This is a genomic window from Seonamhaeicola sp. (genome assembly GCF_028281565.1).
Lineage (GTDB): Bacteria > Bacteroidota > Bacteroidia > Flavobacteriales > Flavobacteriaceae > Seonamhaeicola.
Window position 1 is genome coordinate 262433 of record NZ_JANQJQ010000013.1, and the last position, 12125, is coordinate 274557.

At 38.6% G+C, this 12125-nt stretch carries 11 protein-coding genes; 4 read left to right on the top strand and 7 right to left on the bottom strand.

The annotated features are described in order from the left end of the window. Positions 1–25 precede the first annotated feature (25 nt). Positions 26–1018 carry a helix-turn-helix domain-containing protein gene (locus tag Q0983_RS06570; RefSeq protein WP_299550452.1) on the bottom strand — a complete coding sequence of 331 codons (993 nt, stop codon included), beginning with the start codon at positions 1016–1018 and terminating at the stop codon, positions 26–28. Between the two features lie 188 nt (positions 1019–1206). On the opposite strand from Q0983_RS06570, the gene Q0983_RS06575 reads away from it, so the two are divergent. Further along, a complete protein-coding gene (locus tag Q0983_RS06575) occupies positions 1207–1587 on the top strand; it encodes an antibiotic biosynthesis monooxygenase (RefSeq protein WP_299550454.1) in 381 nt (126 codons plus the stop codon). Between the two features lie 216 nt (positions 1588–1803). Here Q0983_RS06575 and Q0983_RS06580 read toward each other — a convergent pair whose 3' ends face one another. The 6 genes from Q0983_RS06580 to Q0983_RS06605 all read right to left on the bottom strand — a co-directional run bounded on the left by Q0983_RS06580 (position 1804) and on the right by Q0983_RS06605 (position 9221). Beyond that, positions 1804–2598 (bottom strand): carbonic anhydrase family protein, encoded by a 795-nt coding sequence (locus Q0983_RS06580; RefSeq protein WP_299550456.1) that lies wholly within the window; start codon positions 2596–2598, stop codon positions 1804–1806. Positions 2599–2718: 120 nt separating this feature from the next. Further along, entirely contained in the window at positions 2719–3204 is a 486-nt protein-coding gene (locus tag Q0983_RS06585; protein ID WP_299550458.1) for a nuclear transport factor 2 family protein, read from the bottom strand. 30 nt (positions 3205–3234) lie between these two features. Further along, positions 3235–6393: a cytochrome c biogenesis protein CcsA gene (gene ccsA, locus Q0983_RS06590; protein WP_299550460.1), complete on the bottom strand. Its 3159-nt coding sequence runs from the start codon at positions 6391–6393 to the stop codon at positions 3235–3237. A 106-nt stretch (positions 6394–6499) separates the two neighbouring features. Continuing rightward, positions 6500–7996 (bottom strand): ammonia-forming cytochrome c nitrite reductase, encoded by a 1497-nt coding sequence (nrfA, locus tag Q0983_RS06595; RefSeq protein ID WP_299550462.1) that lies wholly within the window; start codon positions 7994–7996, stop codon positions 6500–6502. 28 nt (positions 7997–8024) lie between these two features. Continuing rightward, positions 8025–8630: a cytochrome c nitrite reductase small subunit gene (gene nrfH / locus Q0983_RS06600; RefSeq protein WP_299550464.1), complete on the bottom strand. Its 606-nt coding sequence runs from the start codon at positions 8628–8630 to the stop codon at positions 8025–8027. A 216-nt stretch (positions 8631–8846) separates the two neighbouring features. Continuing rightward, on the bottom strand, positions 8847–9221 hold the full coding sequence (locus Q0983_RS06605; RefSeq protein WP_299550466.1) for a TfoX/Sxy family protein: 375 nt from the start codon (positions 9219–9221) through the stop codon (positions 8847–8849). A 77-nt stretch (positions 9222–9298) separates the two neighbouring features. Between Q0983_RS06605 and Q0983_RS06610 the strand changes: the two genes are divergently transcribed. From Q0983_RS06610 to Q0983_RS06620, 3 genes are all read left to right on the top strand, one after another. Continuing rightward, positions 9299–9556, top strand: a complete 258-nt coding sequence (locus Q0983_RS06610; RefSeq protein ID WP_299550468.1) for a DUF4212 domain-containing protein — start codon at positions 9299–9301, stop codon at positions 9554–9556. A 16-nt stretch (positions 9557–9572) separates the two neighbouring features. Beyond that, positions 9573–11273, top strand: coding sequence for a sodium:solute symporter family protein (locus tag Q0983_RS06615; protein ID WP_299550484.1), 1701 nt, complete (start codon positions 9573–9575; stop codon positions 11271–11273). Positions 11274–11399: 126 nt separating this feature from the next. Then, a partial coding sequence (locus Q0983_RS06620) for an AMP-binding protein (RefSeq protein WP_299550470.1) occupies positions 11400–12125 on the top strand: 726 nt, incomplete at its 3' end.

A 12125-nucleotide genomic window follows, 5' to 3' on the forward strand; every position in this document is an offset into this window, starting at 1 on the left:
TATGTTTTTATATCATTCCTGGTAATTAAGCATAGGCCATTTCCCGGTTATACTTTTTTTGATATGCTTTGGGCGCTAACCCGGAATATTTTCGAAACGTCGTTCTAAATGCTTTATCATCATGGTATCCAATATCATACATAACCTCAAGTATGGTTTTGGTAGACGATTCCAGTTTCTTTTTAGCGGCTTCAATCTTAACGCGTTGTATATATTCCAGGGGTGTATTGGAAGTGGCTTTTTTAAATCGCCGCAAAAAACTTCTGGGATTTAAATGGACCATTTGCGCAAGGTCATTTACATGCAATTTATCCCGGTAGTTGTTTTCAATATAAAGTTGAGCCCGTTTAACAGGTTCATCCGAATGATCTTTTTGTCCGCTAAAAATGATAAACGCACTCTGACTTAATCTGTCAAACTCTATTTCCGAAACCTTTGAGCACCATATGGCTGTTTCTCTACCAAAATAGCGTTCTATTAAATACAGTGTAAAATTCAATATGGAGTAAGCACCTCCACTGGAATATATACCGTTGTCTTCGCAGATTATTTTTTCAGGTATCAGGTTTACCTCAGGGTATCTCCGTTGGAAAGCTTCATGAACTGTCCAATGTGTGGCACAGGATTTTCCATTTACCAGGCCGGTTTCAGCCAGTAAAAAGGCCCCTTTGCATAAACTGGCAATTTCCGAATCATTTTCTATCCGTCGTTTTTTAACCCAGGTAACAAAATCCATATTAGCCTTAATAGCTTTATCTAAATCTCCGCTTATTGGTGAAATAATGATCAGGTCGGTTTTTGATATATCATGTATGGTGGCTGTAGGCAGTATACTGAATAAACCCTGATAGGTCACAGGCTCCTTTGTTAACCCTACTAAATCAATGCTGAAAGGATCTTCTGCCAATTTGTTCAGCTTCTTATAGTATGAATTTGCCATCTTAAACATATTAAAAGGCGCAATGATGGTATCTACAATGCTATGACCCGCAGGAACAATGACGCTGATATGTTTCATCCGTTTAAAATTTTATAGTTATCTGAAAATGCCAAAACTCAAAATTTCTGCTCATTTCATAATTATTTTTATAAAGATATAAAATCAAAGTGTCGTAATCAACCCTTTAAAATGTCTAAAAAGACACTATTGTAGTATATGTAAACGACATAACTTTGTGGTGTAATCAATTTTAAAAATCAAATATCATGGAAAATCAGGACATAATGGTAATGTATAAGTGGACTGCTAAGGAAGGAAATTCAGAAGCTTTAAAAGCTATTTACAGGGAGGTGGAAAGTCAAATGAAAGCCAATGAACCGGGCGCATTGAAGGTGCAATGTTATTTTGACGAAACGTCTTCTACATTAGTGGTTATGGATTTATTTGTTGATGCCGGGGCGGTTGGCTTTCATTTGGGAACTACCGCAGCCGGACATTTTGAAAATTTACTGCAAATAGCGGTCCCAGGGGAATTTTTGTTCTGTGGTGACGTTCCCGAAGCCATGAAGCAAGCCGCGATAGGAATGGGGCTTAAGGCTACTTTTGCGCCAAGGATTTTTGGGTTTGAAAGGTCTTTAAGTCATTGATGATCTGTTTTAAATTATTTGATGATCATTCTTCGGCTGTAGCGCTCCTCTTAAACTTAAGAGGAGAATGAATTCCAGTTTCATTAAGAAACTGGAAGAAAGCCGAGATTTTTATCAATTAACCCTCCGAATCCCGATAATTATCGGGATTCACCTCCCTTCAAAAAAGGGAGGAGTCATTTAGGTACCTCTAAGCTAAGGTTATACCGATAGCATTTAATAATGATAATTGACAATCCTGCCGTTTAAAGCCTGCTCATTTCTATAATTATTGAGAGGCATATTGTTCTTAAGTTTCAATACTTCTTCTACAGATAGTATAATAGGTTCTTTAAAGACGATCCAATTGACATTTTCGGAGCAGGGTGGTGTAGTTAATGAACCGCCATAAGAATAATAATGCTTGTCCTCTAAGAATAAACCGGATAGATCTATTTTTTGATGGATATCCTTAACAGCGCCATTTTCAAGGGGTAAAAAACTTTCAAAGAATTCAAACAACTGACTTTCCTTGCCTTCTTCCCCTAAAACGCCTAAAACGGTGATTTCTCCTCTTTTACTAACATGAACCAGGTGCATTTCAATAGGATAGATCATGCCATTAATCCTGTGTTCCGAAGGTTCGTGAAAATGAATTTGCTTTAAATAAAAGGTTTTGCCTTTATAGTTTATGGAATCTCCGGGTTCAAAGTCAAATTGAATGGAATGTCCGTTGTTTTCCACCTTGCTCAGTAGGGTAGATGGCGTATATAATATTTTTAGATCATTATTGATGCGAACCGAGTCCACATCATTGTGAATGATGTTTATAGGCGATTGGTGGTTCCCGTTGCAATCGGAATTCTTTTCTATTTCGGCCCAATGAACAGGGGAAGTTTCACCTGAGTAACTCCAATGCATTTCTTGTGTCCCATGTCCTGCTATAGTATTGTTCGGTCTTTTTTGAGTTTTGTAACAGGCAATAGCTACTAATAACGTTAGACCGATTAGTATTTTGACTGTGATTTTCATAATGGGGTTATTTAGTAATCATGCTACAAAATTAGTTCGGATAAAAGCTATAAAATCTAACTTTTGTCAGGTTTTGGCTTTTAACCGAAAAAATTATTAACTATTACGTTTTCTTAGGGCTTAAGGATTAGACATATGGGAATGAATGACTTTCCATTTGCCATTTATTTTCGAATATACAAAGCTCCAAGCGAATTTACCTTTTAAAACCCGACCATCAACAACTTTAGCGGCATAGGTGCCGGAAGTCGTTAAAAGCACTTTACTTTCAGAAAGTACCGTGATCTTTTTATTGGTCACTGTCATATCCTGAGACTCCAGACCCTGGATACCTTGTTTGAAGCCGACCATTAATTCGTCAAAAGTCTCAAAGTATTGCCCGTTATCGATAAAACCGCTTTTTAGGGAATCATCAATGTTACTTTCAATACCATCAACATCCAGCGTTTCACCGGCTTCAATACTTTTATTAAAGGTTTTGTAAATCTCAGTTTTAATGGATTTAATAGTGGTGTCGGACAGGTTCTGAGAATAACTTGGTCCCTGAAAAACAAGAACCAGTAATCCTGTTAAAATCAGAACAGGAACATTTGGTTTTGTACTCATGATTTTTTGTTTTAAATATATGTTGTAGCGTTAACTTTTAACGCTTACTTTTCTGCGTTTATAAGCCACCAGAATGGTAATTAAGACCATACTGAAAAATATCACATAGACAAACTTTGGTATTGGAACAGGATCTCCTGAGGCATAACTATGAAGGCCTGATAAATAGTAGTTTACACCAAACGAGGTCATGATTATGGACCAAAATGCAAACATGCTGGCTACATTTAATGTGTAAAAATTATTGAGTTTTGGTACGAACCGTAAATGCAATACAATAGCATAAACGATGATACTGATAAGCGCCCAGGTTTCTTTAGGGTCCCAGGCCCAATAACGTCCCCAACTTTCATTGGCCCAAACACCACCTAAAAAGGTACCTATGGCTAAAGTAAACAAACCAATGGTCATGGATAATTCATTGATATAGGTCAGCTCTTTAATTTTTAATTCTATGATAGATCTGGTCTTTTTCGTTTTAAAAAGCATAAGTAATAAGGCCATGATACCAAGTACTGCCGATAGTGCTAGAGGCGCATAACTACTCACAATAGTAGCTACATGAATCTTTAACCAGTACGATTTTAATACCGGCATCAGGTTGGTGATCTCAGGGTTTAACCAATCCAGGTAACTAACAAATAGTAACGCACCTGAAAATAATGTAGCTAATGGCAGTGCAAAATCCGATTTTCTAAAGGTTATTAATCCGCTTAATAATAAACACCAGGCTACAAATACCAACATTTCATAACCGTTACTCCATGGGGCATGTTGCGCTACATACCAACGTAAAATGATATTAAAAGTGAATAGCAAAAAAGATATGAGCGTAAGAAGGATTAACCCATTCCACACCATGTTTATCAGTTTATTTAGGGAAAACATTCTTACTATAGACATGATGAGGAGTGCGAAACCAATAGTAAAGAACACTTGGAATAACCAAAAATTGATATTGGCCTTGTTGTACCATAATTCGGCTTCAACACGTTCAGGTGTCGGAATGATGGATGCTCCGATAACATCCTGATATTTTTTAACGTAGTTTAGTTTTTCATAAGCTTCGTTGTATTTCCGCTGATTGAGATCATTAAAATAAGCCGGCAATATAGATTTGGCAAAACGACCATCTTCTTCGGTGAAATCTTTAAAATCATGTGTATAACTGTACCAGGTATTATTTTCATCTTCTTTATTCGGGAATATTTTCAGATAATTCCCTGAGAACAGATTATAAAGAATATTAAAACGTTCGTCAATTTTTAAAACTTCTTTATCAAATTCGTTACGTTCCGCAGGTTTCTTTTTATTGGCCTGTTCGGCGGCATCCGATAACAAATAACGTCCTTCATGATCTAAGAAACTGACAAAGGCGTACAGTCCGTTTGCTCCAACTGAAATATTGTTTAATAGATCCCCTGTTTTTTGCGTATCCGCTTTAATAATGGGAATTTGTTGCCATATGCCCGGCGCCATATGCATACCTAAAAATACCTGATTCACATCAAGTTTCAGGGTTTCACCATCTACGGGATATTTAAAATAAGCTTTTCTTGAGATCTTTCTAATGCATTCGGAAGCCAGCGTATTTATAGGTTTGATACGCCCATCTAAATCCTGAACCAATAATCTGCCAAAGAAATCGGCTTGTTGTATATCTACTTGTTGTGATTGTACCAGTTTTTCAATAGAAACTTTTGGAATACTATCCTGATCTGTTGAGGCTTGAGATTGTTGACTCAACAAAGCAATCATTAAAGCAATAACCGTAACCGTTTGTGTTTTTAATTTTTTTAGCTTTTTATTAATAATTTGAAAACGGGATGTTTTCCCAAAAAAGGTAAAGCACATGCCAAGGCCCATTAAAAAATAACCAATATAAGTTATCCAGGTACCGATACTATCGTAATTTACTGATAACACAGTGCCTTGTTCATCGGTATCATAACTGGCTTGAAAGAATCGGAACCCTTTGTGATCCAATACATTATTCATGAAGATTCGATAGGGAATTTGCTCATCACCATCCAAAATCATAACCTCACTGGCGTACGCCGAAGGACTAGAAGAGCCCGGATAGCGCTCCAGTTGAAAATCGTTTAATTTTAAAGCGAATGGTGTTTGAATGGCTCCGGAACCGTAAGACAGAATAATTTGTAAGTCGTCATTAAATTCCCCAATGTGCTTTACAGGTAAAAAGCCTTCGCGATAGAGCAGGTTGGTTTCCTGGATGGCTTCGTCATCAACCCTAACATCTACTATCAGTGCATCATCCAAAGTTTTATCATTCTCTGTTTTGGATGTTGTCGAACTTTTCAGTTTAAAGGTTCCATGGGAATGGTGCGCCGTTGGAACAAAAGAAAAATCCCCGGAACGAAATAAGGTTCTTAATGATATGTTCTGAAGGGTGTCTTGTTGGATCTTTCCGGCCTGCTGACTCGCCATGATAAAAAAGTCAATCGGGTGTGGTGCTTTAATTTTAAAAGTACCATCAGCTTCATAAATATTAATAATGCCTTCCTTATCTGATTCAAAGCCTACCTCGTGCTGATGCGCTCCAATGCGTTCAATTTCACCTTTTTGCAGATAGACGGTATGACGTCCGTTACCGGCAGTAACTACCATTTCTAAAAGTGGTGTGCCGTTAACGCTATCGCTAATCACTTCCGGTGTTGCATCGGCAATATAATCCTTATAGGTTATGCTTATCTTTTTTCCTTTAAAATCGGTATCGACTTCAAAATGATTATCCTGCAATGGTGAAAAACTGAATTTTTTATGAACGGTCTTTTCGTTTTTCCCATCGGTTATGGTAGCAGTCAGGAGTTTGGTGTCAGAAATAATGATATTGGATGAAGCGCCTTCACGAATCCGCATTATACCACTGTAGGACGTGTATCTTGTTATTCCCGCACCAAGAATAATGACTATAAAAGCAATATGAAACAAAAAGATGGCCCACTTTTGTTTTCTGAACAGCCTGTATTTAAAAATGTTGAACAAAAAGCAGATGGCCAAACCTACCATAACAACTTCAAACCACCAGGCATCATAGATACTGGCCCAGGCAACGACAGTACCATAATCATTTTCAACAAAAGTGGCTATAGCCATAGCTATGGCAAAAACCAATAGAAGGATTAATGCCAGAGTCGATGAAGAAAAGAATTTATATAATTTTTGCATAATGTGCTATTTGAAAAAAGATAATCTTTGAAGTATGATGCTCCAAAGATTATCTCTTTTAACTCGGGGCGAGTTTAAACTATTAACGTACTACTAATCTATTTCTTTAATTTGCTACGGATACTTTTTGACTTCCGTAGGTAGCTTCTCTTTTTTCAGCAGCTTCTAACCATTTTGGTAAAAGGTTTTCTTTAAATTCCTCTTTTTCTTTGGTTAATTTTTCCATATCCAGGCCAATGTATTCCTGAGCTTTTTCTTTACTTGAAAGATCCGGCATTTCAACAGGTTTGTTATGTCCAAGTTCTGCTAGCAGACGGGCTAGTTTTACACGACCTTCGGTAGCTTTGTCTAAACCACTACTTAACACACGGCCTGTTTCAACCGGAGAATGGAACGATGCTCCGTGAGCAGCAGCAGCATAATCCCAACGCCATTGTGCATGGCGGATATCCATTAAAATATCTTTCATTTGTTCTTCCGTAGCACCAAGATCCCAACATTTTTTAGCCTCTACATGCATTCTAACCAAAGCATCTTCTAAACGTAATCTACTCTCGGCAGCTTTTTGCTGACGGTCATAAACATTGGCTCTTAATTTCTCAGCTTCCTCGCGGTGACATACCTGGCATGAGTTCGCAATATTGTTCAAAGGTGATTGAATGTGGTGATCCGTAAATTTTTGTCCGCCTTCACTTTTATATGGCATATGGCAATCGGCACAAGAAACACCTCTATCGGCATGCACACCGGTTAAGTAGGTTTCATAACCCGGATGCTGTGCTTTAAGCATTGGGGCCTTACTTAATTTATGCGTCCAATCTTTGAAGTTCATGTCATCATAATATTTCTCCATAGCCTCCACAGACATACCGTTTTTCCATGGGAATGTTAAATAAGGCACCCCTTCTTTCCCAGGTGTATTTTTATTGAAGTAATACTCTACGTGACATTGTGCACAAACCAATGAACGCATTTCCTGATGGGTAGCTTTGTTGATATCTTTGCCCATGGCTTCAAAGGCTTCAACCAATGCAGGACGCGTAATGGTTAGCTTCATGGTTTTTGAATCATGACAATCTGCACAACCAATGGGGTTAACAACTTCTTCCCCTTTATCGGCCCATTTACCACTGTAGAATTCGGCAATACCAATCTCGTTCATTAAACGTGGTACATCCGGACTCTTACAGGTCCAACAAGTAGCTGGCATAGGACCGTCACCTTTTCCTTTTGGTCCGCCGGTTCGCAATGAGTTATGTAGATCCTCAACGGCGTATTGGTGACCTCGGCCCTGATTGTAATCTTTGGAGAATCCGTAACCGGCCCAAAGCACCGCTAAACGCGTATCTTCTTCTAACATATCCCGCATGGCATTACCGCCCTGGAAGGAAGCAAAATCACCTTGTTCTGTTTGTAAAAACGACTGATACTCTGCAGGAAAGTTTTTCCCCCATTCTTCATTTCTCGGCTCATTTTCATTGATCTCTACCTGAGGTACATATTTAAATTTAGCTTCATTCTTTCTGTTCACGATACTTGAAGCCAGAATTCCTAATAAGAAAACTACAACTACAGTTACTATAAATAATACTTTGTTTTTCATTGGTTTAAAATTTGCAGGTCGTTGTTAATTAGTTTTTATCGTTTATTTGATTGTTTAGCCATTTTGGGATCACCGTTGTTAAGGTATCCGTTGGAATAGGGGCTATATTATTTCTGATAGTTGATATACCATGCACGGTTCCATGTGGGATTTCCTGATGGCATTCCCAACATTTCCGCTCCGTTCTGCTTTCTTTGTGGCCATCTATCCAACCGTCATATTTAGTTTGGGTTACTTGCTGCACATGACATCTGATACAATTGTCCTGTACTACTTCTTGTGACGCCTCACGCATAAACATCACTTCAGGTTCCATACGAGCGGTAAAAATAGTGGCGTGAAATAAGCCGTCTTTTGCTTTAAAAAAGTATTTGTTGGCAACATTGTTATGCGGTACATGACAATCGTTACAATTGGCATATTCCCTGTGCGAACTATGCATCCAACTGTTATACATAGGTGTCATAACATGGCAGTTAACACAGGCCTGAGGTTTGTTGGACATATAAGAAACTAACGAAGCCTCCTTAGCCATAAAAAAGCCCAAACCTGTAAGAGCTCCAATTAAGACGACTGCTACCGGACGCCATCTGGACTTTTTATTGGGTAGAATTTCTTTTTTCTTTAGGTTCAAGTTACTTGTTTTAGTTGGTAGATATACCTTAAAGTTTTACAAGGCCAAAAATAATTAAATGAAAACCAGCAAAACCTTACAAATGTCATGTTTTTATAATTTTTTTGTTATAGAATTATTAATCATGACATTCTTTACTTTACGCTGAATATCGCATTTTATTTTTATAAATAAAAACCTTTATACCTAAGTGATTATTATTTAAGGAGATACATTTTATTTAGCCTTCTTTTTTCGTGGTTTACTGCCTTTTGCCAAAGGATTAAAAGCAATGCATAGGTCCAGCCAATAGCTAAGGTCTGCTTCCGTATCAAAACCTTCAGGAGTTACAAAGATGTAACCTTTCATGGGGCGTCCGGTGAAGTCCATGGGTAAACAATGTGGTTTTTCCAATTCCTGTTCATATACATCTTGTCCAATACGGGCCATTAATAAACTATCTCCGTATTTTTTGTCAATATGTATGCCGCATAGCATTTTATTATCCATTTTAAAACAAAGTCCGCCCATCATTTTGAGTTCTGTGAAATGCGCTTTCTTTTCTTTAAGTTGTTGCCTGATGCGATCTGCTAAATACTCGTCGTATGCCATTTTCTTATGAAATTGATTGTTATAGCTTCATGTTTTAAAATTACGTTTTATATATTAGAGTCCATAATTTTTTTCATATGACTAAAGAAAATAAGGCAAGGGCCTATTGGAAGGAAAACATCAAGTATGTTTTAATATTACTCGCTATCTGGTTTTTAGTATCTTACGGAGCGGGTATTTTGTTTAAAGACGAATTGAATACCATTAAAATAGCGGGTTTTAAGCTTGGGTTTTGGTTTGCACAACAGGGGGCCATGTATGTTTTTGTGATTCTCATTTTTGTTTATGTACGCTTAATGAACAAACTTGATAAAAAGTACGGTTACGATGCATAGTTTACTAATTGCGGCTATTGCCGTACAGGATTGGACCTATATTTTAGTGGGTATAACTTTTGCTTTATATATAGGAATTGCTATCTGGTCCAGGGCAAATTCCACTAAAGATTTTTATGTAGCCGGAGGGGGCGTGTCTCCATGGGCTAACGGTATGGCTACAGCAGCGGATTGGATGAGTGCTGCCTCCTTTATTTCTATGGCGGGTATTATCTCATTTGCCGGGTATGATGGCGCGGTGTATTTAATGGGATGGACCGGGGGCTACGTATTGTTGGCCTTATTATTGGCACCCTATTTAAGGAAGTTTGGAAAGTTTACGGTTCCCGATTTTATTGGCGATAGATATTATTCAAATGCAGCGCGAATTGTAGCTGTCATTTGCGCCTTATTAGTATCGTTTACTTATGTGGCAGGACAAATGCGCGGTGTTGGCATTGTATTCTCCAGGTTTTTGGAAGTAGATATTAATTCGGGAGTTATCATTGGGATGTTCATCGTGCTTTTTTATGCCGTTTTAGGAGGCATGAAAGGGATCACCTATACGCAGGTGGCGCAGTATTGTGTGCTGATCTTTGCTTTCATGGTGCCTGCTATTTTTATTTCCATTCAAATGACGGGAAACCCAATTCCACAGTTCGGCTTTGGAGGTGAACTGGCGGATGGATCCGGAACTTACTTATTGGATAAATTAGACGGACTGAGTAAAGAACTGGGTTTTGCCGAATATACTGAAGGTTCAAAATCAACCATAGATGTATTTGCCATCACTTTGGCACTAATGATCGGTACGGCTGGATTACCGCACGTTATTGTCCGTTTCTTTACGGTTAAAAGAGTAAGGGATGCCCGTAAGTCGGCAGGAATTGCGTTGTTGTTAATCGTTTTACTATACACTACAGCACCCGCAGTGGCTGTTTTTGCAAGAACAAATATGATTGAAACGGTTTCTGATAAACCATATACCAGTATGCCGGAATGGTTTAAAAAGTGGGAAACTACGGGATTGATAAGTTTTGAAGATAAAAATGAGGATGGCAAGATTCAATATTTAGCGGATGGTAAGCATAATGAGTTGACAGTTGATAGAGATATTATGGTATTGGCTAATCCTGAAATAGCCAAATTGCCTAATTGGGTCATTGCTTTGGTGGCTGCCGGTGGTTTAGCGGCGGCTTTATCAACAGCTGCAGGATTATTATTGGTGATTTCTGCATCAGTGTCTCACGATTTGATTAAAAAAGTTATAAAGCCTTCCATTTCGGAAAAAGGGGAGTTGGTAGCAGCTCGTTTATCAGCTGTTGGAGCCGTGGTAGTAGCCGGTTATTATGGGATCCATCCGCCGGGTTTTGTGGCGGCTGTAGTAGCCCTGGCCTTTGGTCTGGCAGCAGCTTCGTTCTTTCCTGCTATTATTTTGGGAATCTTCTATAAACGGATGAACAAAGAGGGGGCAGTAGCGGGTATGGTGGTTGGAATCATATCCATGCTACTATACATGATCAAATATAAATTGGGCTGGTTTGACGATACCTTACCTGATAAAAGCGAATGGTGGTTTGGTATTTCCCCGGAAGGTTTTGGCGCGGTCGCGATGCTGTTAAATTTCATAGTTTCCATTACTATTATGAAGTTTACCAAAGCGCCTCCGAAAGAAGTTCAGGACATAGTTGAAAATATCAGAATACCCAGTGGGGCCGGTGAAGCTATCAATCATTAATATCCAGAAACTTTATTGTCCGTCGATAGTTGTTAGTTATATGTAGAAAAAACTTAGTAGGAAATCATTTATTTATTTATTTTAGGGCGCAACTAAATTTGGCGTTAATTTTAATTAAAAACAGATATGAGCAATTACCACATAAAACACTTAGAGGAATATTATCAGGTTTATAGAAAATCGGTCCGGGACCCGGAGCATTTTTGGGAAGAGATCGCCGAAGAACATTTTATGTGGCGCAGGAAGTGGGACAAGGTATTGAGTTGGGACTTTTCAAAGCCTGAAATAAAATGGTTTGAAGGCGCACGATTAAATATAACAGAGAATTGTATCGATAGGCACCTGGCCACCAGGGGGGACAAGACGGCCATTTTATTTGAGCCAAATGACCCGGATGAAAAGGTCATATCAATTACCTATAAAGAGCTTTCCGAACGTGTCAACAAGTTTGCCAATGTATTAAAGGAACAGGGGATAGGTAAAGGAGATCGCGTTTGTATTTACCTGCCCATGATACCGGAGTTGGCTGTATCGGTATTGGCCTGTGCCAGGATAGGTGCGATTCATTCGGTAGTTTTTGCCGGTTTTTCCTCCACAGCCCTGTCCACCAGGATTAATGATTCCGAGTGTAAGATGGTGATCACCAGTGATGGTTCCTACCGGGGCGCCAAAACCATTGACCTAAAAGGTATCGTAGACGAAGCCCTAAAGGATTGCCCCTGTGTAGAAACGGTTTTAGTGGCTAAACGAATAGCATCCGATATTCACATGGAAGCAGGAAGAGATAAGTGGTTACAACCTTTATTGGATGAAGCTTCTTCAGACTGTAAGGCCGAAGTGATGCAAGCCGAA